The sequence below is a fragment of the Streptomyces sp. NPDC048192 genome (assembly GCF_043202415.1).
Classification (GTDB): domain Bacteria; phylum Actinomycetota; class Actinomycetes; order Streptomycetales; family Streptomycetaceae; genus Streptomyces.
Genome location: NZ_JBIDAL010000011.1, coordinates 100,529 through 125,217, shown reverse-complemented (window position 1 = coordinate 125,217; position 24,689 = coordinate 100,529). Strand labels below are relative to the sequence as shown.

20 protein-coding genes are annotated in these 24,689 nt (G+C 70.6%); 12 read left to right on the top strand and 8 right to left on the bottom strand.

All coding sequences use genetic code 11. The annotated features are described in order from the left end of the window. Nucleotides 1–62: 62 nt before the first annotated feature. The 4 genes from ACGFZN_RS24615 to ACGFZN_RS24600 are packed head-to-tail and all read right to left on the bottom strand — an operon-like array spanning nucleotide 63 to nucleotide 4,256. Nucleotides 63–905 carry an ABC transporter permease gene (locus ACGFZN_RS24615; RefSeq protein ID WP_393860637.1) on the bottom strand — a complete coding sequence of 281 codons (843 nt, stop codon included), beginning with the start codon at nucleotides 903–905 and terminating at the stop codon, nucleotides 63–65. Next, nucleotides 902–1,810 carry an ABC transporter permease gene (locus tag ACGFZN_RS24610; RefSeq protein WP_393860636.1) on the bottom strand — a complete coding sequence of 303 codons (909 nt, stop codon included), beginning with the start codon at nucleotides 1,808–1,810 and terminating at the stop codon, nucleotides 902–904. The genes ACGFZN_RS24615 and ACGFZN_RS24610 overlap by 4 nt, the downstream gene beginning before the upstream one ends. After that, a complete protein-coding gene (locus tag ACGFZN_RS24605) occupies nucleotides 1,774–3,045 on the bottom strand; it encodes a spermidine/putrescine ABC transporter substrate-binding protein (protein ID WP_393860635.1) in 1,272 nt (423 codons plus the stop codon). The genes ACGFZN_RS24610 and ACGFZN_RS24605 overlap by 37 nt, the downstream gene beginning before the upstream one ends. Before the next feature lie 17 nt (nucleotides 3,046–3,062). Next, entirely contained in the window at nucleotides 3,063–4,256 is a 1,194-nt protein-coding gene (locus tag ACGFZN_RS24600) for an ABC transporter ATP-binding protein (protein WP_393860634.1), read from the bottom strand. 231 nt (nucleotides 4,257–4,487) lie between these two features. Between ACGFZN_RS24600 and ACGFZN_RS24595 the strand changes: the two genes are divergently transcribed. The 4 genes from ACGFZN_RS24595 (at nucleotide 4,488) to ACGFZN_RS24580 (ending at nucleotide 7,727) form a co-directional block, all read left to right on the top strand. After that, nucleotides 4,488–5,591 carry a LacI family DNA-binding transcriptional regulator gene (locus ACGFZN_RS24595; protein WP_393860633.1) on the top strand — a complete coding sequence of 368 codons (1,104 nt, stop codon included), beginning with the start codon at nucleotides 4,488–4,490 and terminating at the stop codon, nucleotides 5,589–5,591. Between the two features lie 55 nt (nucleotides 5,592–5,646). Next, nucleotides 5,647–6,609: a phosphotransferase family protein gene (locus ACGFZN_RS24590; RefSeq protein WP_393860632.1), complete on the top strand. Its 963-nt coding sequence runs from the start codon at nucleotides 5,647–5,649 to the stop codon at nucleotides 6,607–6,609. A gap of 220 nt (nucleotides 6,610–6,829) precedes the next feature. Next, on the top strand, nucleotides 6,830–7,042 hold the full coding sequence (locus ACGFZN_RS24585; RefSeq protein WP_393860786.1) for a helix-turn-helix domain-containing protein: 213 nt from the start codon (nucleotides 6,830–6,832) through the stop codon (nucleotides 7,040–7,042). 238 nt (nucleotides 7,043–7,280) lie between these two features. Further along, entirely contained in the window at nucleotides 7,281–7,727 is a 447-nt protein-coding gene (locus tag ACGFZN_RS24580; protein WP_393860631.1) for an SsgA family sporulation/cell division regulator, read from the top strand. 118 nt (nucleotides 7,728–7,845) lie between these two features. On the opposite strand, the gene ACGFZN_RS24575 is transcribed toward ACGFZN_RS24580, so the two are convergent. After that, nucleotides 7,846–8,322, bottom strand: coding sequence for a MarR family winged helix-turn-helix transcriptional regulator (locus ACGFZN_RS24575; RefSeq protein WP_393860630.1), 477 nt, complete (start codon nucleotides 8,320–8,322; stop codon nucleotides 7,846–7,848). Nucleotides 8,323–8,364: 42 nt separating this feature from the next. On the opposite strand from ACGFZN_RS24575, the gene ACGFZN_RS24570 reads away from it, so the two are divergent. The 4 genes from ACGFZN_RS24570 to ACGFZN_RS24555 all read left to right on the top strand — a co-directional run bounded on the left by ACGFZN_RS24570 (nucleotide 8,365) and on the right by ACGFZN_RS24555 (nucleotide 12,409). Beyond that, nucleotides 8,365–9,291, top strand: a complete 927-nt coding sequence (locus tag ACGFZN_RS24570) for an alpha/beta hydrolase (RefSeq protein ID WP_393860629.1) — start codon at nucleotides 8,365–8,367, stop codon at nucleotides 9,289–9,291. Nucleotides 9,292–9,335: 44 nt separating this feature from the next. Then, complete coding sequence (locus ACGFZN_RS24565) at nucleotides 9,336–9,968, top strand: DUF6368 family protein (RefSeq protein WP_393860628.1); 633 nt, start codon at nucleotides 9,336–9,338, stop codon at nucleotides 9,966–9,968. A 165-nt stretch (nucleotides 9,969–10,133) separates the two neighbouring features. After that, nucleotides 10,134–11,240, top strand: coding sequence for a hypothetical protein (locus ACGFZN_RS24560; protein WP_393860627.1), 1,107 nt, complete (start codon nucleotides 10,134–10,136; stop codon nucleotides 11,238–11,240). 290 nt (nucleotides 11,241–11,530) lie between these two features. Continuing rightward, complete coding sequence (locus ACGFZN_RS24555) at nucleotides 11,531–12,409, top strand: methyltransferase domain-containing protein (protein ID WP_393860626.1); 879 nt, start codon at nucleotides 11,531–11,533, stop codon at nucleotides 12,407–12,409. Nucleotides 12,410–12,532: 123 nt separating this feature from the next. Here ACGFZN_RS24555 and ACGFZN_RS24550 read toward each other — a convergent pair whose 3' ends face one another. Next, nucleotides 12,533–13,666 carry a sugar ABC transporter substrate-binding protein gene (locus tag ACGFZN_RS24550; RefSeq protein WP_393860625.1) on the bottom strand — a complete coding sequence of 378 codons (1,134 nt, stop codon included), beginning with the start codon at nucleotides 13,664–13,666 and terminating at the stop codon, nucleotides 12,533–12,535. 291 nt (nucleotides 13,667–13,957) lie between these two features. After that, nucleotides 13,958–14,974, bottom strand: coding sequence for a trypsin-like serine peptidase (locus tag ACGFZN_RS24545; protein WP_393860624.1), 1,017 nt, complete (start codon nucleotides 14,972–14,974; stop codon nucleotides 13,958–13,960). Nucleotides 14,975–15,458: 484 nt separating this feature from the next. On the opposite strand from ACGFZN_RS24545, the gene ACGFZN_RS24540 reads away from it, so the two are divergent. From ACGFZN_RS24540 to ACGFZN_RS24530, 3 genes are all read left to right on the top strand, one after another. Beyond that, nucleotides 15,459–17,858, top strand: a complete 2,400-nt coding sequence (locus ACGFZN_RS24540; protein ID WP_393860623.1) for an RICIN domain-containing protein — start codon at nucleotides 15,459–15,461, stop codon at nucleotides 17,856–17,858. A 241-nt stretch (nucleotides 17,859–18,099) separates the two neighbouring features. Next, nucleotides 18,100–18,747 carry an HD domain-containing protein gene (locus ACGFZN_RS24535; protein ID WP_393860622.1) on the top strand — a complete coding sequence of 216 codons (648 nt, stop codon included), beginning with the start codon at nucleotides 18,100–18,102 and terminating at the stop codon, nucleotides 18,745–18,747. Then, nucleotides 18,735–19,721 (top strand): GlxA family transcriptional regulator, encoded by a 987-nt coding sequence (locus ACGFZN_RS24530; RefSeq protein ID WP_393860621.1) that lies wholly within the window; start codon nucleotides 18,735–18,737, stop codon nucleotides 19,719–19,721. Before ACGFZN_RS24535 ends, ACGFZN_RS24530 begins: the two co-directional genes overlap by 13 nt. A gap of 18 nt (nucleotides 19,722–19,739) precedes the next feature. Here ACGFZN_RS24530 and ACGFZN_RS24525 read toward each other — a convergent pair whose 3' ends face one another. Continuing rightward, complete coding sequence (locus tag ACGFZN_RS24525; protein ID WP_393860620.1) at nucleotides 19,740–20,282, bottom strand: GNAT family N-acetyltransferase; 543 nt, start codon at nucleotides 20,280–20,282, stop codon at nucleotides 19,740–19,742. Nucleotides 20,283–20,549: 267 nt separating this feature from the next. Here ACGFZN_RS24525 and ACGFZN_RS24520 point away from each other — a divergent pair, with 267 nt between their 5' ends. Then, entirely contained in the window at nucleotides 20,550–24,620 is a 4,071-nt protein-coding gene (locus ACGFZN_RS24520; protein ID WP_393860619.1) for a beta-galactosidase, read from the top strand. The last annotated feature ends 69 nt before the right edge of the window (nucleotides 24,621–24,689 follow it).

The window sequence follows — 24,689 nt, the reverse complement described above, 5'->3', positions numbered from 1 at the left end:
TCGAGGGGTTGGGTCCGCACCGGCCGTGGCCGGGCCGGTGTCCTGGGGGGCGCGGGGCGGGGTCAGGCCGCGCGGCGCCGGGCGAACAGCACGTTCGCACCGGCGATGATCAGGCCGCCGGCGAAGATCAGCGTTCCCATCACGTTGACCTGCGGGGGCACGCCGGTACGGCTGGCGCTGTACACCCACAGCGGGAAGGTGACCGTACGGCCGGCGTTGAAGCTGGTGACGACGTAGTCGTCGATGGACAGGGCGAAGCACAGCAGGGCGCCGGAGACCACGCCGGGCAGCAGCATCGGCAGGGTCACCAGCCGGAACGCCGTCCAGGGTCCGGCTCCGAGGTCACGGGCGGCCTCCTCCAGCGTCGGATCGTGTCCCGCCATGCGGGCCCGTACGGTGATGGCGACGTACGGGATGCAGAAGGCGACGTGGGCGATGAGGACGGTTCCGTAGCCGCGGGGCACGCCGAGGACGATGAACAGTGACAGCAGGGCGGCGCCGAGGGCGATTTCGGGGGCGGCGATGGCGGCGAACAGCAGCAGGTCCACGGAGCCGCGGCCGCGGAAGCGGTGGCGGCCCAGGGCCAGGCCGATCGGGGTGCCCAGCAGGGTGGCGGCCACCGCGACGACCAGCGCGATGGTGAGGCTGTTGACGAGCGCGGAGGTCAGGTTGGGGATGGCGAACAGGTGCCGGTACCAGGTGAGGGTGAAGCCCTGCCAGGTGAAGTTCACCTTGCTGTGGGTGTCGTTGAAGCCGAACAGGACCATGACGGCGATCGGCAGCAGCAGCCAGGCCAGCACCAGCCACGTGTAGACGGTGAGCGTGGGACGGCGGCGCGGGCGGCGGCCGCTGCGCTGCCGGCGGGCGGCGGTGTCCTGGGCGGGGGCGGCGGTGTGCGTGGTCATCGCGCGGCCACCTCCAGCACGTCCTCGGTGCCCAGGGCCCGGGCGTAGGCGAACACGGCGAGCAGCAGGGTGCCCATGAGGACGAAGGACAGGGCGGCGGCGGCCGGGTAGTCGAGGTTGGTGAAGTACTCGGTCTGGATGATGTTCCCGATCATGGTGGTCGAGGGGCCGCCGAGGATGCCGGCGTTGACGTAGTCGGCGGAGGCGGGCACGAAGGTCAGCAGCACGCCGGCGAAGACTCCGGGCAGGGACAGGGGCAGGACGACCCGCCAGAAGGTCTGTGCCCGGGAGGCGTACAGGTCGGTGGAGGCCTCGATCACCCTGGCGTCCACCCGCTCCAGGGCCACGTACACGGGCAGCACCATGAACGGCAGGAAGTTGTAGGTGAGTCCGCCGATCACCGCGTACGGGGTGGCCAGCACGTGGAAGTCGGCGGGCAGCAGCCCCAGGTGCTTGAGCGGGCCGAGCAGGACGCCGTTGTCGGCCAGGACCACGTTCCAGGACTGGGTGCGGATGACGAAGGAGACGAAGAAGGGCAGCAGGAGCAGGAAGAGGAACACCGACTTGTGCCGGCCGGCCCGGAAGGCGATCCAGTAGGCCACCGGGTAACCCACGAGGGCGCAGCCGAGGGTGGCCGCGGCGCCGTAGAGGAGGGAGCGGACGAGCTGGACGTGATAGGTCTCCACGACGGCCGCGTAGGTGTGGAAGTGGAAGGTCTGGCGGAAGCCGTCGATGAAGTCGCCGGTCTGCAGGGACAGCGACACCATGACGATCACGGGGGTGACGAAGAAGGCGGCCAGCCACAGCCAGCCGGGCAGCACCATCAGATACGGGGCCAGCGCCGCGCGGGGGCGCCGTCGGCGGCGGGTCAGGACTGGTAGATCGGTTCGAACAGCGCGTTCCACTGCTTCTCCTCCGCTTCGTCGAGCACCCGCAGGTGGCGCAGCTTGGATTCGTCGGCCTTGGTCGGGAAGACCAGGGGGCTGGTGCTCAGGGAGTCGAGCAGGGTCCGGCGCTTGCCGGTGGCGGCGGCCGCGTCGCGCGCGATGACCGCCCGGGCGTCGGGGACGGGGCTGACGAACTGCACCGTCTCGCTGATCCTCGCCGCGACCTCGGGCCGGTAGACGTAGTCCATGTAGGTCAGGGCGTCGACGGGGTGGGCGGCCGTCGAGGGGATGCAGAGGTTGTCGGTCCACAGCAGTCCGCCCTCGTCGGGGATGACGAACTCCAGCCGTGAACCGCTCTGGTTGGCCTGGAAGACGTCACCGGAGTACACCAGCGAGGCGTACAGGTCGCCGCGTTGCAGGGAGGACTGGTAGGTGGTGGTGCTGTAGGAGCGCACGAGGCCGGCGTCGCGCTGCCTGCGCAGCCAGGCGGCGGCTTTGCGCCAGTCGGCGTGGGTGGACTTCTCCGGGTCGACGCCGATGGCGAGCAGGGCGATGTTGCCCATCTGCACGGCGTCGTTCCACATGCCGATCTTGCCGCTGAGCTTCGGGTCGAGCAGGTCCTGCCAGCTGGTGATCTTCCGGCCCACCTTGGCCGGGTCGTAGCCGATGCCGGTCATGCCGGACTGCCAGGGCACGGTGTAGACGTTGCCGGGGTCGAAGGAGGAGTTCTTGAACGCGGTCCCGCCGTACCTGGCGAAGTGGGGCAGGCGGCTGTGGTCGAGCGGGGCGAGGTAACCGAGTTCGATGTACTTGGTGAGGTAGCTGTCGCCGCCGACCACCATGAGGTCGTAGCCGATGCCCTGTCCGGAGGCGAACTCCGGCTGGATTTTACCGAACCAGGAGGCGCTGTCGTCGATCACCTCGTCGTAGGCGATCCTGATGCCGGTCGCGCGGGTGAACGCCGCCAGGGTGGGGTGCCGGCTCTGGTCCCCGGGGTCGGTGTCGATGTACTGGGTGTAGTTGGCGAAGCTGAGCCGGCCCTTCTTCTTCCTCCCGGTCCAGAAGCCGTCGACGGCGGCGGCTATCTCGGCGGCCGTGCGGGGTACGGGCTTGCGGGCGCCCGGCACGCTGCACGCGGCGAGCGGGGCCAGGGCGGCGGCGCCGAGCGCGGCGCGCAGCAGACCGCGCCGGGAGCAGCGGCGTTCGGTCAGTCCGCGCAGCCGCGGCGCGGAGGGTGTGGGCTGCAGGGGCATGGTGGGTCGACCTGTCGTCAGCTCGGGGTGAGGGAACCGGAGTCGGGGGTGACCCGGCCGGCGGTGGCGGGTGCGGGAGCGGTGGGCGCGGTGCCGAGCGGGTAGGAGTGGGCGGTGGCCCAGGACAGCCAGACGGTGTCGCCGCGGGCCGGTGCCACGCCGGCGGTGCCGTCGTTGGGCTGGAAGACGGTCATCTCCGCGCCGGTGCTCGTGGTCACCGTGTAGCTGGTGGAGGTGCCCAGGTACACCACCTCGCGCACGGTCCCGCGCACGCGGCTGGCGGCGCCGGCCGGGCCGCCGGTGAGGGTGATCTTCTCCGGCCGTACGGTGACCTGGACGTTCGATCCGACGCCGGGCGCGGCGGGCGCCGGGACGGTGATGCGCTGTCCGTCGCCGAGGTCGATCACCCCGCCCTCGGGGCCGGTGCGGGTCAGGCGCCCGCTGATCAGGTTCGAGGTGCCGATGAAGCCGGCGACGAACGCGGTCGCGGGCCGCTCGTAGACCTCCTGCGGGGAAGCGACCTGCTCGATCAGGCCGCCGTTCATCACCGCGATCCGGTCCGACATGGTCAGTGCCTCGGCCTGGTCGTGGGTGACGTAGACGAAGGTGATACCCACCTCGCGCTGGATCCGCTTGAGCTCCAGCTGCATGGACTGGCGCAGCTTCAGGTCGAGCGCGCCGAGCGGTTCGTCCAGGAGCAGGGCGCGTGGACGGTTGACCAGGGCCCGTGCCAGGGCCACGCGCTGCTGCTGGCCGCCGGAGAGCTGCCGGGGCCGCCGGTCGGCCTTGTCGGCGAGTTCGACGGTGCTCAGGATGCGGTCGACCCGGTCGTGGATCTCGTCCCTGGCCACACGGCGGCGGCGCAGCCCGAACGCCACGTTGTCCGCGACGCTCAGGTGCGGGAAGAGCGCGTAGGACTGGAACACCATGTTGATGTCCCGCTTGTTGGGCGCGACGCCGACCATGTCCCGGCCGTGCAGCAGGATCTGCCCGCTGCTCGGCTCCTCGAACCCGGCGATCATCCGCAGGGTGGTGGTCTTGCCGCAGCCGGACGGCCCCAGCAGGGAGAAGAACTCCCCCTCGGCGATGGCGAGGTTCACCCCGCGCACCGCCGCTGCGTCGCTCGCGCCGCCGAAGTCCTTGACCACGTCGACGAGGGTGATGGCCGGGCCTGCGGCGGCTGGTGGCGGCGAAAGGGTGTCGGTTGCCATCGCGGAGACCTCCGGAGTTCGGATGGGAGAGGAGCGGACGGCCGTCCGGCGGGGCGCGGGGACGGGCGTCCGGAAGACGGCGGGCGGACGCGTTCCGGCGAAGATTGATAACGTTACCAACGCGGTCGTACCTTACCCACGGCCCGACGTCTCGCGTCAATGGTTGAATGGCGCTGAATTCCACCGCCCCGTTGCCCGGAGTTCGCCGGGCCGACATGGAGAGAGCCGGACATGCCTCCAGAAGCGCAGCCGCGGCGACGCGTGACCATCCCGGACGTCGCCCGGCACGCCGGCGTGGGACAGGCGACGGCCGCACGCGTCCTCGGCGGGTACGGCTCGGCGAGCGCGGCCACCCGGGAACGGGTGCTGGCCGCCGCCGCCGAGCTCGGCTACAGCACCAACGCCGTGGCCCGCAGCATGATCAGCGGCCGCACCGACACCCTCGGGGTGGTCGTCGCCGACGTGGAGAACGCCTACTTCGCCCGCGCGGTGCGCGGCATCTCCGACGTCGCGGCCAAGGCGGGACTGCAGGCCATCCTCGCCAACAGCGACGAGGACAGCGACAAGGAGAAGGCCGCGGTCCAGCTGTTCATCGAACGCCGCGTGGACGGACTCGTGGTGGCACCGGCCGCCACCGACGACGCACACCTCGCCCGGGCCGTCTCGGCCGGCATCCCGGTGGTCCTGCTCGACCGTGTCCTCACCGGAGCCGCGCTGGACACCGTGGTCGTCGACAACCGGGGAGCGGTCAAGGCGGCGGTGACCCGGTTCACCGACGCCGGACACACCCGCATCGCGGTGATCACCTCCGCCATGCCCGACGACGACGGCACCGGCCTCGCGCCGGGCGCGGACATCTGGACGACCACGGAACGCGTCGCCGGCTACCGCCAGGCCCTGCGCGCGGCCGGCATCCCGCGCTCGGCGGAACTGATCCGGCACACCGGCTACGACCGGGCCTGGGCACGCTCGGCCGTACTGGAGCTGATGACCTCGGCCGACCGCCCCACCGCGCTGTTCACCACCGACAACGTGGCCACGCTCGGCACCCTGGACGCCCTGCTCGACCTCGACGCCCGCATCCCCGGCGACGTCTCGGTCATCGGCTTCGACGACGCGGAGTGGACCACACTCATCCGGCCCCGGCTCAGCGTGGTCAGCCAGCCCGTGCAGGAGCTCGGCGGGCTGGCCGCGGACATCCTCGTCCGCCGCATCAACGGAGCCACCGCCCGCCCCCGTCGGCACACCCTGCACACCACGTACATCGACCGCGAGTCGACCGGCCCGGCCCCTGCCCGCGTACGACGCCTGCGCGCCCCGGTGAACCGGCCCTGACACGAGAGGAGGAAATCCTTTGCGTATGCCGCCGGCCTGATGCTGAGGTGGCCCGGTGACCGACCACGATGAGGCGGCGGTTGTCCGGCCGTTGACACTGGCCTGGGTGAGCCGGCACCTGGAGGCCGGCGAGCGGATCGTCGGAACCGTCGTGCTGTACGGCGGCATCACCGCGGAAATGCGCAGGCTCATCATCGGCACGGGGGACGGGCGTACCCGTGACCTGGTGCTGCGGACCTTCGTCGACCCGTTCTATGTGGCGCGCGCCGAGGACTGTCTGAGCAGGGAGGCCGGCGCCCTGGCCTTCCTCGCGGGGACCGGCGTGCCGGCGCCCGAACTGGTCGCCGTCGATCCGACCGCCGCGCACTGCGAGTTTCCGTCGCTCCTGATGACACATCTGGCGGGCCGCGCGGTCCTCGACGACGAGGGAGCGGAGACGCGCGTTCCCTTGCTGGCCCGTCAACTCGTCGCGATCCACGCCTTGCGGCCTGCCGAGCGGCCCCGGGAGTACGTGACGTTGACGACCGCCGACACCGTCGTGGTTCCGAAGGGCGCCGACGCGGCGGCTTGGGCCGCGGCGATCGACGTGATCCGCAAGCCCGCGCCGCCCTGGGAAGGGCGGTTCCTGCACCGGGACTTCCAGCCCGGCAACGTGCTGTTCGACGTGCCGCCCTCACGGCCGGCGGCCGCCCGGATCACAGGGGTCGTCGACTGGGCGGCGGCCTCGTGGGGTCCGGCGGATCTCGATGTGGCGCACTGCTCGACCAATCTCGCGCTGCTGCACGGCCCGGAGTGGGGTCAGCGGTTCGCCGAGGCGTACGAGGAGGCCGGTGGGGTGCTTGCCGCGGCCGCGAGCGACCGGCTGTACTGGCGGGTGCGGGATGCACTGGCGTGCTCGGAAGAGGTTCGGCCGGTGGCGCGTTCATGGCGGGAGGCGGGGAGGACGGAGCTGACGGCGCAAGTCGTGGAGGAGCGGCTGGATGCGTATGTCACCGCTCTGATGGACACGCTGGGCTGAACCGCAGCGGCCTGGGACGCGGGTGCGGTGGCGAGCGCCGGGTGTGGCTGCGGCGTTCGGGAGCGGAGCCGATCGCACGCTCGTACTGGGGCCGAGTGCGGATCCTTGTAGTGACGCGCCGCCGAGTCGGTGGGCAGACAACTGCCACATGGAAGGCGGCGAGGTGGGCACCAGTGATCACACTCCTGCCTCTGGAAAGGAGATCTTCGTGCACCAGGGAATGCACAAGGGAAAGTGGATCACCGGTGGCGCCCGCAAGGAACTGGCGGAAGTCTTCGCCAGGGAGTACAAGGAGGGCCGGTCGATCCGGGCCATAGCCGAGGCACACGGTCGGTCCTACGGCTTCGTACACCGCGTGCTCACCGAAACGGACGTGCCGCTCAGGACCCGCGGGGGCGATGTGCGTACCGGCAACGCCGGACAGGCACGGTGAAGCCACCCGTACCCGGGCGAGTGACGCACCGGTCGGCCGACGCGAGCGAGGGATGACGCGTAGATCACTCGTACGGCCCCGCATACGGCCGCGTTGTCCGGGCAACCGGCGACGTGTCCCGGGGCGCGTTCCATCGCGGTGTTCCGGGGGAGGTGGGTGCCGTGGCCGAGCCCCGAGCGGGCGGCGGCACCCACCTCGTCATGGCACGGCCGACTTCGCACCCGCCCTGGGAGGCACCATGCGCCCGACCGACGAGCGCCCCCACCCGCGTACCGGACGCCTGCACCTCGACCAGACCATCCACCTGGTCGTCAGCGCCACGCAGGCTCTGCCCGTCGCGGTCCGTTTCACCTATGACGCCGCCGATCCGCTCGCCGTGCGCATGGACTTCACCGACGGCGCCGACGTGCTCGCGCCCTGGCTCTTCGCACGTGACCTGCTGTACGCGGGCCTGCGCGGGTTGTCCGGCATCGGCCACGTGCGCGTCTGGCCCGAACGCCCCCGACGCGGCGCCGGGTCGGTCCGGATCCTGCTGAGCGACACCGAGGGCACGGCCATGCTGCGCGTCCCGGCCGCCCCGTTCGAGGAGTGGCTGTCCAAGACCTACTCGGTCGTACCCGCCGGCACGGAGGGGGATCACCTGTACTGGGACGGCGTCGTGCGGGAGCTGCTGCGGCAGGACTGAACGGCCCTCGCGCACGGCACCGGGGAGGCTGTTTCCTGCCCTTGCGTGGCGTCGGTGCGAGTGACGGCGGGCGAGCGGGAGGTACCAGCACCCCGGGGCCGGGGCCGGGATCCGGGCGTCACCCTGTGGGTGTGCCGATCTGGTCGCCCTGGAGGACGGAGCGCAACTTCGCGAGTGCGCGCGCGACGGTGGGTGCCGAGGAACTGTCGAGCGCGCTTCCGACGAACTCGGTCAGAGCGTCGGTGAAGGTCGTCTCCGCCGCATCGACGAGTCTTGTGCCCTCCGGGGTGAGGGCCAGCAGGGAGGAGCGGCGGTCGGACGGGTTCGGCTGCCGCACGGCCCATCCCTTCTTCTCCAGTCGGTCGACGCTCTTGCTGGTCGCACCGATGCCCACGGCGAACTCGGCCGCGAGGTCCGCAACCCGCGCGCCGGGGTGGTCGCGCAGGAAGCGCAGGAACTCGAACTGCGAGGTGACAATCCCGTGCCGCTCACGAAGACGGTCGTTGAGGGCGTTGTACAGACGCGTCTCGCACCGGACCAGGTCGTCGAAGAAGCTCACGAGGTCGATCACACCGTCTCCCAACTTATATGCCATGGCATATAGTGTACTGGAAGGTACTTCGGCGGGAGGAGACGCATGAGCAGGGAGCAGCGAGCCAGGGTCGACGCGATACTGCGGCGGCCCCGGGCCGAGGGCCCGCAGCCCGTCGAGGTGCTGAGGGCCGGGTTCAGGGCGCTGATGGACCAGATGGTCGTACCCGACGGCATCCGCAACACACCGACGACGCTCGGCGACCGGCCCGCACTCCACGTGGAGCCGGCCGACGGCGCCAAGACCGGGACGATCCTGTACTTCCACGGCGGCGGCTGGGTGTTCGGCTCACCGGAAACCGCCCTGTGCCTGACGGGACAGCTCGTGGCCAAGACAGGCTTCGAGGCGTATTCGGCGGACTACCGGCTCGCTCCCGAGCACCCGTTCCCGGCCGCGATCGATGACACCCTGAGCGCCTACCGCGCCCTTCTGGACAGCGGAATCTCCCCCTCGGCCATTGCGTTCGCCGGGGACTCCGCCGGTGGCGGCCTCACCGTCACCACCTGCCTCGCCGCCCGCGACGCCGACCTGCCCCTGCCCGCCGGCATCGTGGCATTCTCCCCGGGCCTCGACGCCACCCGTACCGGCGAGAGCATGGAAACCAAGGACGGCATCGACCCGATCTTCACCCGCGCGTCCGTGGAGCACACCGGGGCCATGTACCTCGCCGGAGCAGACCCGCACCAACCCCTGCTCAGCCCCGCGGTCCTCGCCGACCTGACCGGATTCCCCCCGATGTTGATCCAGGTCGGCACCAACGAGATCCTGCTGGACGACTCCACCCGCCTTGCCGCACGCGCAAGGGATGCCGGCGTGGACGTCATTCTGGACGTCACCGCCGGCGTTCCCCACGTGTTCCAGTCGTTCGCCGGCGGCATGCTCGACGAAGCGGACGAGGCTCTGGACCGCGCGGCGCTCTTCCTCACCCAGCACGTCCGCGCCGGAAGCCCGGTACGAACCCCGGCACGATAGGGCCGGGGTCCACGACATCAGCCGGCTCCGCATAGGCTCCGGTCATGTCTGGACCGGCGTTGGTGATCGAGTTGGCGGAGCCGCTCGCCCCCGCTGCGCTACGGGAGTTGCGCGCGCTGGTGGTGGAGCTCTCGTCCCGCTTCGTCGAGAAGCGGCCCGGGTTCTTCGACGTCAACGTGCCCGCGGAACGACTGGGCATCGAGGAGCGGCCAGAGGAGGACTGGCGCAAGCCGTTCCCGCTTCCGCTCCTCGGCGATGCCTCCGCGGACGAGGAGCTCGCGGCCCTGGTGGGGTTCAATCCGCAGAGGGAGGACTGGCGTCGGCCGTTCCTGGTCTACTTGATGGGTCCGGGGATCGGCGACGAGAGCATCTTCGAGGCTGAGCATGCCGACGAGACCGACGTGGAGGCCATCCTCGGCTTCAGGCCGACCCATGCCGTCAATGTCAGCGCCGGCTGCAATCGCCGGATCGACCACGTGGCCACGGCTCTGCTGACCGCCGCTGTCATGGACGTCGTCGGGGGCGTGGCCAAAGCCGAGTTGCTGGACGGACAGGCGTCGGTCGTCGCCGGCCTTCCGGGGGTGCTGGGGATCGCGGACGACGACTGGGCGGCACTGGGAACGGCGGAGTTCCTGCGGGCTTGGGTCGGGCACCCCGCCTTCCGGCTGGTCAAGTAGCCCAGGAGGCTCCGCGCGTACGGCGGTAGGTGGCCGGCATCCGGTCGGGACGCCGTTGTTGCATTCCCTCTCGCTGCGTCGGCGCCGCCCGGCGCATGAGAAACACGTTGGCGGGTTGCCGCGCCGAGCTGCGACGATGCGGATGTTTCCCAGACGGAGGGGCGTTTGTTCGTTTTCGTTTGTGCGCGGTGCGCTGCCGAGCTGACCGTCCCCTTGTCCCAGGTCTCCCTTCCGGCCCACGCCCGTCAGACATACGGGAACGGGGTCCAGCTTCCGGTGCTCATGGAGGCCGGGACGTTTGCCGTGGACCCGGACCCCTGGGGAGGACCCTGGCGGATGTGGCACGAGATCGATACGGGCGAGGCCGAGGCCCGCGGCATCTACGCGCCGGTCCACGCCCTGTCCGACAGCAGGTCCGGGGCGGTTGTCATCGCGCCCGGCGATGTCCGGGGAACCCGGCTGATCCCCGGGAAATGCGGCGGTGCCTGCTGTGGCCTCAGCGGAGCCGACGGGCCCAACATGGCGTGCCAAGCGTGCGACCTGCCCGTGGCAACCAGGGTCGACGACTGCTCGCTCTGGCAGGCAGTGCGGCTCGACTCGGACGCAGTGCGCCGCGTTCCCGTCGACGGCGTCCACGCTGAGCCGCCGTCCTGGGCGGAGCTGGTGGAGAGGGGGGAGCGCACGCCCCCGTTCGAGCCGATCGCCACCTGGGGAGGACGGCTCGGGTCGAGTCACTACTGGTCGTGGAGTCCGCGGTGGGAGGCGGCAGCCGGCCAGGCGCTCGCCCACCTGCTGGTGGCCTCCCACGGGCAGCCGGTGCAGGTTCCCGACGGTCCGACCGCGGACATGTTCCAACGCGCGCTCGACGCCCTGCTGCCCGCCGGCCCGCCAACGCGGCGCGCCGTCCTGGCCGGACCAGGACAGCCCTCCCCTGGTACGGACGTCGGCATCCTGCTCGTACCGGTCCATCCCCGGACGGGTGAGACGTGGTCCCCCGCCGGCCCAGCCGCATCGGCGTACCCGGTGCCCCTGCCGCTGGGAGTGTGGCTGTGGCTGGTCTCTCCCCACCCGTACCTGCCGGTGCCCGCGGCGGGCGGGGTGCCGCCGGAGGTCCTCCGCGACGACCCGCTTCCGCCGCTCCCCCACCGCCCTTTCCGGGCCGACCGGGGAACCTTCGAGCACACCCTGGTCCGGCTGCCCGCGGTTCGCAGCCCGTGGATGCGCGCCGTCCTCGAGAAGCTCTCGCAGGACGGGCCGGCCGGCATCTTCTAGGCATTGGCCACGCCTGCGCCGTCATCTGCTGGAGGTGCGGGAGGGCCCGTCCCGTCCTTTGAACTTCACCGATGCTCGTACACTCATGCCGTGGCATTCATGAGCACCCCGCACTGCTGCTTCCTGTGACCGGAACGCGTCGAGGGCGATGCCGGACGGCGTCGCCCTCCCTGGTGTGCCTGCTGCGTGAACCACGCTCGCTACGCTGCCCGTTCCCTTGCTGAGCCAATGACGCTCCGAGCGCGTGTGCAGGCACGGTCTCCTCCCTTCACCCCTGCCAGGAGTGCCTCGTGCCCGTGTCGCCTCCCCCTGCCCTCGAACTGTCCCTCGACCTGCTGCGCTGCCCGACGTGCCGCACAGGCCACCTGCACCCCGCCCGCGGCGCACTGCGCTGCCCGGTGGGCCACGCCTTCGACATCGCCCGCCACGGCTACGCCGGTCTGCTGACAGGAAGCCGCGCCACCAGCGGCGACGACGCAGCCATGGTGCAGGCCCGCGATCGCTTCTTGTCCACCGGCGCCTACGCACCCCTCCGCGAGGCCGTGGGCCGCCTGGCGGCCGGCACCGTGTCTGCGAAGGCCACGGTTGTCGACGTGGGGTGCGGCACGGGCTACTACCTGGCCGGCGTCCTCGACCAACTCCCCGGCGCCCGCGGTCTGGGGCTGGACACATCGGTGCGCGCGCTGCGTTCGGCAGCCCGGGCCCACCACCGAGCCGCCGCCGTGGCCTGGGACGTGTTCCGGCCCTTCCCGCTGGCCGACGGGCTGGCCGATGTCGTGCTGGACGTGTTCGCCCCGCGCAACCCGGCCGAGTTCCACCGGGTGCTGCGCCCGACCGGCCGGCTGATCGTGGTCCGTCCCACCGGGCGGCATCTGGCCGAGCTGCGCGAACGGTTGCCTGCCATGGTCACGGTCGACCCGGCCAAGGAACAGCGCCTGCACCGGGCGCTGGACCCCTTCTTCGAGGCCGCCGTCACCGAGGAGGTGGAGTACCCCGCGGCCCTGACCGGGCTGGGCGCCGTGGACCTGGTGGCGATGACGCCGAGCGCACGCCACGTGAAGCGAGCAGACCTCGCTGATGACGGCTTCCTGCCCGATCAGGTCACCGTGTCGGTGCTGGCCACCGCCTACCGGCCTCGGTGGCCACGAGCGGGCGCACGCTCCTGCTGACCGACGGGCAGCGGGCACGGCCGGCGCCCTGCCTCCGGCGCCTTCGGGCGCCGGTGGTCCCGCTGACTCCGTGTCATGCGATGGCGAAGGCGGCTCGCGGCGCCGCTGTGCGGAGGGCCGGGGCTACTTGAGGCCGATTTCGGCGCAGCTCGCCTCGTACTTCGGGGTGCAGATCTCTGCGACGGAGTAGACGCCGTCCGCGACCACCGTGCTTTTGATGTTGGCCTTCGTGAGTGCCACCACCGGCAGGAGCAGGGCTGGAATCTTCTTCGTCGTCGGGCTGTCGACGGTGTCGCGAGTGAGCGCGTCGAACTGGATGTCCTTGCCCTGTGCCTTGGCCACCGCCATCTGTGCGGCGCCGTCGGCCTCGTCCAGGAACGATTTGTACACGGTCATGTACTGTTCGCCCGAAACAATCCGCTGCACGGCGTCGAGATTTGCGTCCTGCCCGGTCACCGGTGGCATCTCGGTGGCGCCGGCCTTCTTCAGCTGGTCGATGACGGCGCCCGCCATGCCGTCGTTCGCCGAGTAGACCGCGGCGATGTTGTGCACCCCGATCGACCGGATCGCGTCCTTCATGTTCGCTCGGGCCACTGCGGGCGACCACTTCGCGGTGTCGTACTGCTTGGCGATCCGGATCTCGCCCTGGAGTTCGCCGAGGGCGCCCTCTTTGAACTGTGCCGTGTTCGGGTCGGCGGGGTCGCCGTTCATCATGACGATCTCGCTGTGCCCGGCCTTCGGGCCGAGCGCCTGGAGGATGGCGCGGCCCTGCACCTGGCCGACGAGTTCGTTGTCGTGCGAGACGTACGCGTCGATCGGCCCCTGGGCCAGACGGTCGTAGGCGATGACGGGTATGCCCGCGCCCTCGGCCTTCTGCACGTCCGGCGCGATGGCCCCGGCATCCACCGGGTCCACCACGATGACGTCGGCCTTCTCGTGCACCATCTGCTGGAACTGCCGCGACTGCGTGGTCGTGCTCGCCCCGGCGTTGGCGTAGAGGACCTTTCCCTTGCCGTGCGTGAGGGAGGCGACCTCCTTTTTGAAGAGCGGGTAGTCGGCCTTCTCGAAGCGTGCCGTGCTCCTGTCGGGGAGGAGCAGGCCCACCGACACGCCGTCCCCCTTCTTCCAGGATGCCGAACTGCCGCTCCCGACGACGCCGGTCGTGCCGCATGCGGTGAGTGCGAGGGCCGACGTGGAGGCGGCCAGGACGACCGCGACACGACGCGCGGCGGTCCTGTGGTGCGCAGGGGTGTTCACATCAGGTGCCTTCCGAGACGGGGATCACGGCCACCCAAGCACGGAAGTACACACGGCAACGTCAGCAGAGACCAACGTCTAGGGATAAGGCGGCAGTTCCACACGTGACCGTCACATCTCCGCCGGCTGAACCGCCGTAGAAGCGTTCCTGCATGTCAGGTGTGACGCCGACGGGAGCGGGCCCGGATCGCGGCGGCTGCGGCTCGAGGACCGGCTGCACCGCGAGGTTTTCGTCCGTGGCCGGTCGCGCCAGGCGCGGCCCGCCACGGACGGCCAGGGCTCCCTCGGGGCTCAGGAACCCGCCTCGTTGTACGCGCCCGCGGCCTCCTTGCCGTAGTACGGGTGGTACTCGTAGTCGCCGGCACTGATGCTGATGTTGCCGATCTGCATGCCGGTGCCGTTGCCGGTGTCGAAGCGGGCCAGGAACGGGCCGCCGCTGGAGCCGCCCGTCTGCACGCAGTCGATCCCCCAGATGCCGCCGCCTGCGTGCCCGCTCTGGAAGACCTCCGTGCCGGCGCACCAGTTCATCTGCTCGCCGCCTCCCTCGGCCGCGGAGCCGCCGTAGCCGAAGGAGAACACGTACTGTCCGGGCGTCTGGTCGAAGCCGATGCCCTCGCCGCCCACCGTGTCCACGAGTCTGCGGCCGTTCACCGTGCCGACCGTGGCGAAGGCCGCGTCCCAGGCCGCGTCCGCGTCGCCGATGCGCTGCGGTTCCCAGTGCAGCGAGGTCGCGGCGAAAGTGCCGAAGGGGCGGTTGCCGTGGTCGTAACCGGGGATGAAGACCCAGTTCGTGTACGCGGTGCCGTCCGTGTCCACGACGCAGTGGCCCGCCGTGGCCACGACGGACTTGTTGCCGCTGTTCACCGCGTCGCCGCTGCAGGCGTACGTGCCGCCGTTCTTGGGGTTGGTGAAGAAGACCTTGCCCGCGGTGGTGGAGATCAGACCGCCTCCGGTCCAGCGCTGCGGTGCGGAGGCCGCGATGTGCGCCGTATGCCCGACGCGGTCGCGGTCGCGGGCCCGGTCACTCCCGGGCATCGCCGCCGGGACGGAGAACGGCTGGGCGAGATGGCCTGGCGCGCCGGTCGCGTTGCCGTGCCGCCCGGTGGCGGTGGAGGGCGCCATGTCCAGGTCGACGGCGCGTGCCAGGCGGTCGGGGGTCCAGAACTTCAGGGCGGCGGCCTGTTGCGCTGTGCTGACGCGAGCCGACGAGGCGGGCGTCGGCCGGGCGGAGGCCTGGGGGGCGGTCAGCGCCACGGACACGATCACTGCTGCGAGGGCGGCCAGACGCCCTGCTCGACGTGGTGACAACGTTTACCTCCTCGGACTCCGACAACGTTGTCGGAGAGGGGCGGGGCCGGTTCGCGAGGGCGGGACGGCGGGTGGGCCGGCCAACAGTGGCCGGGAGGGCGGGGAGTCACCCTCGGCGAGCCGGGCGGTGTGCAGGATCATCGAGACGAGAGCATGGTCATGTCAATACTTGGTCTGGGCCATTCACCCGGAAGGCACTGCTGGCTGAAACCCACCGCTCTCTTCGGTCACGTGCGCGCCGCGAGCGATACAACAGCCCGCCTCGGCACGCACGTTCACCTACCGCGCCGCGGCTCTGGACAGACGGACCCGGCCGTGCTGTCATGCCTACGCCACGCTTCTTCCAACGTTGTACTGAACCCAGAACAACTCATGCGCGCCCACCGCACCCGGACGCCAGGCACGGCGGGGCTCGCGAGACAACGTTGTCGGCGACGCTCACCCGCACACCCTCCCCGCGAACGCCGGAAGGCAGGTCGACCGTATGTCCGTCAGCAGAAGAACGATCCTCGGTGCGGGCGCCCTGGGGCTGGGCGCCTCGGCCCTCGGCGCGCCGTTCGCCCGTGCCGCGCAGGCGGCGCCCCGCCCGAGCGCCGGGAGCCCGGTGCCCGACCGGTTCCGGCGACTGCCCCCTGGCAGCGTCACCGCGCACGGCTGGCTGGCCGGCCAGCTCAGGCTCCAACTCGCCGGACTGTGCGGTCAGTACGACCGCATATCCCACTTCCTCGACTTCTCCTCCTCCGGCTGGGTCCACCCGGAGAACGGCGCTTGGGAAGAGCTGCCGTACTGGCTGCGGGGCTATCTGCCGCTGGCGATCGCCACCGGCGACCGGACCGCGCTGGCACGCGCGCGTACCTGGGTCGACGCGATCCTGGCGACTCAGTCCGGCGACGGCTTCTTCGGGCCCCGCGCCCTGCGCACTTCGCTGAACGGCGGCCCCGACTTCTGGCCCTTCCTGCCGCTGCTGCAGGCCCTGCGGACCCATGAGGAGTATTCCGGGGACCAGCGCGTGCTGCCGTTCATCACGCGGTTCCTGCGCTTCATGAACGCGCAGGGACCGGGCGCCTTCAACTCCAGCTGGGTCTCCTACCGCTGGGGCGACGGCCTCGACGTCGTCACCTGGGCCTACCGCCGTACCACGGAGAGTTTCCTGCTCGACCTGGCCGCCAAGATGCACGGCTACGGCGTCGACTGGACCGGCCCGACGCCGACCCGGCACAACGTCAACATCGCCCAGGGGTTCCGGGAGCCCGCCCAGTACGGGCAGCTGGCCGGGTCAGCCGACCTCGTCCAGGCGACCTACCGCGCCTACGACGCCGTCATGGGCGTGTACGGCCGGTTCCCGGGCGGCGGGATGGCCGGTGACGAGAACTACCGGCCCGGATTCGGTGACCCGCGGCAGGGCTTCGAGACGTGCGGCATCGTCGAGTTCATGGCCAGCCACGAACTGCTCACCCGGATCACGGGCGACCCCGTGTGGGCCGACCGCTGCGAGGAACTGGCCTTCAACATGCTGCCGGCCGCCCTCGACCCCGAGGGAAAGTCGACCCACTACATCACCAGCGCCAACAGCGTCGACCTGGACAACCGGCCCAAGACGCAAGGGCAGTTCCAGAACGGCTTCGCCATGCAGGCGTTCCAGGCCGGCGTCGACCAGTACCGGTGCTGCCCCCACAACTACGGCATGGGCTGGCCCTACTTCACGGAGGAACTGTGGCTCGCCTCCGACGACCAGGGCCTGGCCGCCGCCATGTACGCCCCGTGCACCGTCCGGGCCCAGGTCGGCCACGGCACGACGGTGACCCTGACCGAGGAGACCGGCTACCCCTTCACGGACACCGTCACCCTGTCCCTGTCCACGCCGCGACCCCTGTCGTTTCCTCTCCGGATGCGGGTGCCCGGCTGGTGCACGGATCCCGAGCTGCGAGTGAACGGCACACCGGTCCCCGTGCAGGGCGGCCCCTCCTGGGCTCGCGTGGAGCGGACCTGGAAGGACGGCGACGTCGTCCGGCTGCGGCTGCCTCAGCAGGCCAAGCTGCGGCACTGGCCCGACCAGCACGGCGCCGTCAGTGTCGACCGGGGCCCGCTGACCTACTCCCTTCGGATCGGCGAACGCTACGACCGCTACGCGGGGGACGACGCCTTCCCCTCCTACGAGGTCCACGCGACCACGCCGTGGAACTACGGCCTCCTCGCGGACACGGAGCTCGACGTCACCCAGGTCTCCGGCGACGTGCCGGAGCAGCCCTTCACGCACGACACCACGCCGCTGCGGATCTCCGCCCGGGCCCGGCGGATCCCCGAATGGATCGCGGACGACGAGCACGTCGTCGCCCCGCTGCAGGACGGGCCCGCCGCGAGCGACTCCCCCGTGGAGACGGTCGCTCTCGTGCCGATGGGTGCGGCACGGCTGCGCATCACCTCCTTCCCCGTGGTCGCGGCCGACGGCCGCAGGTGGATCCCGGAACCGCCCTTCCGCAGGATCCTCAACAACAACAGCGGCAAGGTCCTCGCCGTGGACGGCATGTCGACCGAGAACAGCGCACGGGTCGTCCAGTTCGACAACACGGGAACCGGTGATCACGCCTGGCAGCTCGTCGACAAGGGTGAGGGCTGGTACCTGATCCGCAACGGAAACAGCGGCAAGGTGCTCGGCGTGGACCGCATGTCGACCGAGAACAGCGCGATCGTCGTGCAGTACGAGGACAACGGCACGGACGACCATCTGTGGAGCCTGGTGGAGGACGGCAGCGGCTGGTACCGCATCCGCAACAAGAACAGCGGCAAGGTGCTCGGCGTCGACCGCATGTCGACCGAGAACAGCGCGCAGGTGGTGCAGTACGACGACAACGGCACCGCCGACCACCTGTGGCGGTTCCTCTGACGGGCGCGCCCGGGCGGGCAGCGGCTCGCCCGGGTCCTGGGTCGCCCGAGGCCTGGGTCGCCCGTTCGCCGCCTGGCCGGTCACCGTCCGGGACGGGGCCTGCCGCCATACGCGACGGGCGTGTCCGTATCTGTGGGATACATGGCCGTACAGACATGGCCGGCGACGGCCCCACCCGCGGAGCATGGGTGCAGCGCCGCAGATCCACGCGGCGCACCCGAACGAGAAGAGGTGGCAGGCCATGACCACGGACACGACCCTTGCGGCCGGCATCCCCGTACCCGACACCAAGATCGCCCGCGAGGCGACCGAACTGGTCCGGGACACCACCAGCGAGCTGGTCTTCCACCACTCGCGCCGGGTGTACTTCTTCGGCAGCCTTCAGGGGCGCAACCGGGGCCTCAGCTTCGACCCGGAGCTGCTGTACGTCGGCGCTCTGTTCCACGACCTCGGCCCGAACGAGCAGTTCCGCTCCAGCGGACGCCGTTTCGAGGTCGACAGCGCCGACGAGGCCCGTCGTTTCCTGCAGTCGTACGGCGTGCCGGAGGACAGTGTGCGGCGGGTGTGGACGGCCATCGCGCTGCACACCACTCCCGGCATCCCCGAGTTCATGGAACCGGAGGTCGCGCTCGTCACCGCGGGTGTCGAGTACGACGTCCTCGGTATCGGGTACGCGGACATCTCCGACGCGGACCGCCAGGACATCGTCGCCCTGCACCCCCGTCCCGACTTCAAGCGGCGCATCCTGGCCGCCTTCACCGACGGCATCCGGCCCAGGCCGGAGACGACCTTCGGCAACGTCAAGGCCGACGTGCTCGAGCACTACGTGCCCGGATTCCAGCGCGGAGACTTCGTCCGCACCATCCTGGACTCTCCGTGGGCGGAGTAGCCCGGCCGGCCTCCGGCGACGTCGTCGTGATCGTGGCCTTCGACCAGGTGCAGCTGCTGGACGTCGCCGGGCCCCTCGAGGTCTTCACCACCGCCAACCGCTGCGGCGCCGGATACGACGTGCGGGTCGTCTCCCCCGACGGCCGTGACGTGGTCACGTCCTGCGGGTTGCGGATCAGCGTCGACGCGTCCTTCGAGCAGCTGCCCGAGAACCCGCACACGCTGGTCGTTCCCGGCCGCAGGGACTGGCAGTACGCCACGGCCGATCCCGGCCTGGTCTCGCTCGTGGCCGCACTCGCCGCTCGCACGCGCAGGGTGACGTCGGTCTGCGCGGGTGCTTTCGTACTCGCGCACACCGGTGTGCTGGACGGGCGGCGCGCCACCACCCACTGGGAACTGGCGCCTCAGCTGGCGTCCGCCTATCCCGGGGTGCGGGTGGAGCCCGATCTGGTGTTCGTGCGCGACGGGCACCTCGTCACCTCGGCGGGCGTCACCGCGGGCATCGACATGGCGCTCGCCCTGGTCGAGGAGGACCACGGCGCCGGCGTCGCCCGCGACGTGGCACGCCAGCTGGTGGTCTTCATGGCGCGTCCCGGCGGTCAGTCGCAGTTCAGCGTCCGCATGACCCCACCGAGCCGCCATCCGCTGGTGCGCCGGGTGATGGACGAAGTCACCGCGGACCCGTCGATCCCCTCCGGCGTCGACGCGCTCGCCGCGTCCGCCGGCATCAGCACCCGGCACCTGACCCGCCTGTTCCGCCGGGAAACGGGCATGACGCCCGGGCAGTACGTCGACGCCGTCCGTCTGGAAGCCGCCAAGGCCCTGCTGTCCTCGGGCACCGCCTCGGTGGAGGAGATCGCGCAGCAAGCAGGCTTCGGATCCTCGGAGACCATGCGGCGCGTGTTCCAGAACTCCCTGGGCGTGTCTCCCACCGTGTACCGGGCCCGCTTCCGCACCACCGGCGTCAGCGCCTGACCCGTTCCCCCGTCACCCTCACCGCGTGCTGGTGACGTACTGGTCCGACGTCAGCTCGTACACCCGTACCCGCCGGCCGCAGGTGGGGTTGACGGTCTCACGGACCGGGCGCATCCCCAGTTTGGCCATGATGCGTTCGGAGGCGTCGTTGCCCACCTGGGCGATGCTCACGATCCGCTCCAGGCCTCGCTGTTCGAACCCGAACCGGACAGCCGCCGCAGCGGCCTCGGTGGCCAGGCCCCGCCCCCAGTGGGAACGTCCCAGGCGCCAGCCGATCTCGACCGCCGGCAGCACCTCCGGCAGGTAACCGGGCACCGAAAGGCCGGTGAACCCGGCGAGTTCGCCGGTGGACCGGATCTCCACGGCGAACAGGCCGAAGCCCTGCGCCTCCCACTCGCCCTCCCATGCCCGGATCTTGCCGCGGGTCTGCTGTTCGTCGAGGACGCTGCCGTCTCGGATCCACCGCATGACCTCGGGGTCGGCGTTGACGGCAGCCATGGGCGCGATGTCTTCCTCGCGCCAGCGGCGCAGGATCAAACGGGGTGTCTCCAGCGTGATCATCCCATGATTCTGGATCACATCCGGTGTGGCGGCGCGCCATTCGGCCGGCCCCTGTCGTCCCGACTGCTTTCTCCCGCCCCATTGTGTTGAGCCTTGTGTGGCTTTACTGTTCGACTTTGCCTGAGTCTGTTTGGTGCTGATTGCTCAGTCCCTATGGAGGCCGCAGTGCGAAGTCATCGGATCGGCCCAGAGGCGGAAAGACCCGGTCGCCGTCGCCGGCGGAGGGCGCTCCTCGCGGCAGCCGCGACGATCGCCCTCGTCGCGGGCGTGACCGCGCCCGCTGTGGCACAGGACGCCGGCGGACGGGCGTCCGCCGCCGCGCCGGCCGCCGCCCCGCAGGCGCATACGGTGAGCATCGACGGCTACTCGTTCCTCGTCGACGGCAAGCGCACCTACCTGTGGTCCGGCGAGTTCCACTACTTCCGGCTCCCCAGTCCGGACCTGTGGCGCGACATCTTCCAGAAGATGAAGGCCGCCGGGTTCAACGCCACCTCGCTGTACTTCGACTGGGGCTACCACTCGCCGAAGCCGGGGGTGTACGACTTCACCGGCGTGCGGGACGTCGACCGGCTGCTCGACATGGCCCAGGAGGCCGGGCTGTACGTCATCGCGCGCCCGGCGCCGTACATCAACGCGGAGGTCGACAGCGGCGGCCTGCCCGGCTGGATGACCACCAAGGCCGGGCACAACCGCAGTGACGACCCGCAGTTCCTGAAGTACGCGGACGAATGGCTGACGCAGATCGACCGGATCATCGCCCGCCATCAACTGACCAACGGCACCGGGTCGGTGATCGCCTACCAGGTCGAGAACGAGTACTACAACGGCTCGGCCGCCGGCCGCTCCTACATGAAGCACCTCGAGGACAAGGCCCGCGCCGACGGCATCACGGTGCCGCTGACCGGCAACAACAACGGCACCTTCAACTCCGGGACCGGCGCCCTCGACGTGGACGGACCGGACTCCTACCCGCAGGGCTTCAACTGCTCGAACCCCTCGAAGTGGAACGGCGTCCCGGACATCAGCTACGACCACCCGGCCGGCAAGCCGCTGTACTCGCCCGAGTTCCAGGGCGGCGCCTTCGACCCGTGGGGCGGACCCGGCTACGACAAGTGCGCCGAGCTCATCAACGACAAGTTCGCCGACGTCTTCTACAAGCAGAACATAGCCGTCGGGGCCACCGCGCAGAGCTTCTACATGACCTACGGCGGCACCAACTGGGGCTGGCTGGGCATGCCGGAGAACTACACGTCGTACGACTACGGAGCGGCGATCCGCGAGAACCGCCAGCTCGATCCGAAGTACTACCAGGACAAGCTGATCGGGTACTTCACGCAGTCCGTCGCCCCGCTGACCAAGACCGAGGCGATCAGGGCCGTACCGCCGGACGACTCCTCGGTCGTCGACACCGCGCGGATCAACCCCGACACCAGGACGCAGTTCCACGTCCTGCGGCACGGCGACTCCACGTCCACGGCGGTCGACAAGACCCACATCTCGCTCGACTTCAACGCCCAGCCGTCCGCGGACACCACCTACACCTGGGACGACCCCGACTCCGCGCTGCAGTACACCGGTTCGTGGTCGCACGTGGCCGACCAGAGCTACACCGGCGGCGACTACAAGCACACCGAGTCCTTCTCCAACAAGGCCGGCGACTCGCTCACCGTCCCCTTCGACGGCACCGCGATCCGCTGGATCGGCTCGAAGACCGACAACCACGGCTACGCCGACGTCTATCTCGACGGCACCAAGGTGGCGACGGTCGACGACTCCGGCGGCGAGAACCAGGCGGTGATCTTCCAGAAGACCGGCCTGACGCCCGGGGCGCACACGCTGAAGATCGTCGTCGACGGCAAGCACAGCTCGGGGTCCACGGACGACTACGTGTCCATCGACGCCATCGACGTGCCCACGGCCGCGGCAGCGGCGCCCACCTACCCGGTCGTGCCCCAGCAGCCCGGAACCGCGATCACGCTCGACGGGCGCGACTCGCACGTGATCGTGGCGAACTACCGCCTCGGGGACTCGCAGTTGCAGTACTCGACGTCGGAGATCATGACCCAGGCGGCCATCGGCGGCCGGGACGTCGCCGTGCTCTACGGCGACGCGGGCAGCGACGGCGAGACCGTGCTGCGCTACTCCTCCAGGCCGACGGTGACCAGCAGCGGAGGCACGGTCACGACCACGTGGGACGCGGCGACCGGCGACCTTCGGCTGAACTACACGCACAAGGGCCTGATCCGCATCGCCATCAGCGGCGGCGGAGCGCGCCCGCTGCTGCTGCTCGCCGGGGACAAGGCGACGGCCGAGACCTTCTGGCGTCAGGACACGGCGACCGGCCCGGTGCTCGTCCGCGGCTCCCACCTGCTGCGGACGGCGGCCGACGCGGACGGCGGCCGCACCGTGGCGCTCACCGGCGACAACGCCGACGACAAGAACATCGAGGTGTTCACCTCCGCCGACCACGTCACCTGGAACGGCAAGGCAGTCGCCACCCGGACGACCGGCACAGGAAGCCTCACCGGGACGATCCCGGTCGCCGCGCCGGTCCACCTGCCGGCGCTCACGGACTGGAGGCACGCCGAGGAATCCCCGGAAGCGGCACCCGGATTCGACGACTCCGGCTGGCAGGTGGCCGACAAGACGACCACCAACAGCGTCTACGGCGTCAACTCGCTGCCGGTCCTCTACGCGGACGACTACGGGTTCCACACCGGCAACACGTGGTACCGCGGCCGCTTCCGCGCCACCGGCAAGGAGACCGGCGTCCATCTGGTCTCGGACTCCGGAGGCAAGGCGCAGGCGTTCTCCGCCTGGCTCAACGGCACCTTCCTGGGCAGCTCCACCACGGGCAGCGCCGACTTCGCCTTCCCGGACGGTGCGGTGAAGTCCGCGGGGGACAACGTCATCTCGGTGCTCACCGTGAACATGGGGCACGAGGAGGACTACAACTCGACGAACGGCAACAAGACCGCGCGCGGCCTGACCAGTGCCTCCCTCCTGGGGGCGCCGCTTTCCACCGTCACCTGGCGGCTGCAGGGCGTACGCGGTGGCGAGGACCTCCAGGACCCGGTGCGCGGCCCGCTCTCGACGGGCGGCCTGTACGGCGAGCGGGCCGGCTGGTCCCTGCCGGGCTACCCGGACGACGCCTGGAACAAAGTGTCCTTGCCGACGACCGACAGCCGCCCCGGGGTCTCCTGGTACCGCACCGATGTCGCCCTGGACCTGCCGCACGGCCAGGACACCTCGCTCGGGCTGACGTTCACCGACGACCCGTCACGGAAGTACCGTGCCACGATCTTCGTGAACGGCTGGCAGGTCGGCAACTACGTCAACTATCTCGGCCCGCAGCACACCTTCCCGGTCCCCGACGGCATCCTGCATCCGAACGGCCGGAACACCATCGCCATCGCCGTGTGGAACCTGGACGGCAGCACCGGCGGGCTCGGCAGGGTCTCGCTCGTCGACTACGGCAGCTACGCATCGCCCCTGCACGTCGCGCAGAACGACAGTCCCCGCTACGACCACCGCAAGTACGCCATGCCGAAGCGCCCGGGAGTGGATGTCACCCTCGGCGTGCCGAGCACCGCGCAGTCAGGACGGTCCTTCACGGCCGAGGCGACGGTGAAGGTGCCGAAGGACCGGCCCACCGCCTCCGGGCTGAAGGCCTCGCTCTCCACGCCCGACGGCTGGAGCGCGCGTGCCACGAGCCCCACGTCCGTCGAGCGCCTGCAACCGGGCGAATCGGCCACCTTCACCTGGGAGGTCCAGCCGCCGGCCGGGACGCTGCCGTCGGCCTCCGCGCTCACCGCCACGGTGCACTACGTGCAGAACGGACAGCAGTCCGCCCAGGGCGACGAGCGCATCGTCGGCGGGATCCCACCGGCTCCGCCGGCCGGGAAGAGCGCGGTGAGCGACCTGCCGTTCCTGTCGTCCACCAACGGGTGGGGTCCGGTCGAGCGCGACACCAGTGTCGGTGAGCAGGCCGCCGGGGACGGCCGTCCGATCAGCATCGCCGGCATCAGGTACGCCAAGGGCCTCGGCACCAACTCCGTCAGCGACGTCGAGTTGTACCTCGGCGGACAGTGCTCGCGGTTGACGGCGGACGTCGGCGTCGACGACGAGACGGGCGGTGCCGGAACCGTGACCTTCTCCGTGATCGCCGACGGCAAGACCTTGGTGACCACGCCGACGATCCGCGGCAAACAGGCCGCAGTGCCGATCGACGTCGACGTCAGCGGCGCCCAGGTGGTCGATCTCAAGGTCGGTGACGCCGGCGACGGCAACGGCAACGACCACGGCGACTGGGCGAAGCCGACACTGACGTGCGGCTAGATGGGGGGAGGAGGGCCACGTCGTTGCGGGCCGGAGGGCCGGCCCGCAACGACGCGTGATCCGCCGACC

What these genes read in the sequence shown, in the direction of transcription:
- ACGFZN_RS24615 (WP_393860637.1), bottom strand. Translation starts at nt 905, where the DNA reads ATGACCACGCACACCGCCGCCCCCGCCCAGGACACCGCCGCCCGCCGG.
- ACGFZN_RS24605 (WP_393860635.1), bottom strand. Translation starts at nt 3,045, where the DNA reads ATGCCCCTGCAGCCCACACCCTCCGCGCCGCGGCTGCGCGGACTGACC.
- ACGFZN_RS24600 (WP_393860634.1), bottom strand. Translation starts at nt 4,256, where the DNA reads ATGGCAACCGACACCCTTTCGCCGCCACCAGCCGCCGCAGGCCCGGCC.
- ACGFZN_RS24595 (WP_393860633.1), top strand. Translation starts at nt 4,488, where the DNA reads ATGCCTCCAGAAGCGCAGCCGCGGCGACGCGTGACCATCCCGGACGTC.
- ACGFZN_RS24585 (WP_393860786.1), top strand. Translation starts at nt 6,830, where the DNA reads ATGCACAAGGGAAAGTGGATCACCGGTGGCGCCCGCAAGGAACTGGCG.
- ACGFZN_RS24580 (WP_393860631.1), top strand. Translation starts at nt 7,281, where the DNA reads ATGCGCCCGACCGACGAGCGCCCCCACCCGCGTACCGGACGCCTGCAC.
- ACGFZN_RS24575 (WP_393860630.1), bottom strand. Translation starts at nt 8,322, where the DNA reads ATGGCATATAAGTTGGGAGACGGTGTGATCGACCTCGTGAGCTTCTTC.
- ACGFZN_RS24570 (WP_393860629.1), top strand. Translation starts at nt 8,365, where the DNA reads ATGAGCAGGGAGCAGCGAGCCAGGGTCGACGCGATACTGCGGCGGCCC.
- ACGFZN_RS24565 (WP_393860628.1), top strand. Translation starts at nt 9,336, where the DNA reads ATGTCTGGACCGGCGTTGGTGATCGAGTTGGCGGAGCCGCTCGCCCCC.
- ACGFZN_RS24540 (WP_393860623.1), top strand. Translation starts at nt 15,459, where the DNA reads ATGTCCGTCAGCAGAAGAACGATCCTCGGTGCGGGCGCCCTGGGGCTG.
- ACGFZN_RS24535 (WP_393860622.1), top strand. Translation starts at nt 18,100, where the DNA reads ATGACCACGGACACGACCCTTGCGGCCGGCATCCCCGTACCCGACACC.
- ACGFZN_RS24525 (WP_393860620.1), bottom strand. Translation starts at nt 20,282, where the DNA reads ATGATCACGCTGGAGACACCCCGTTTGATCCTGCGCCGCTGGCGCGAG.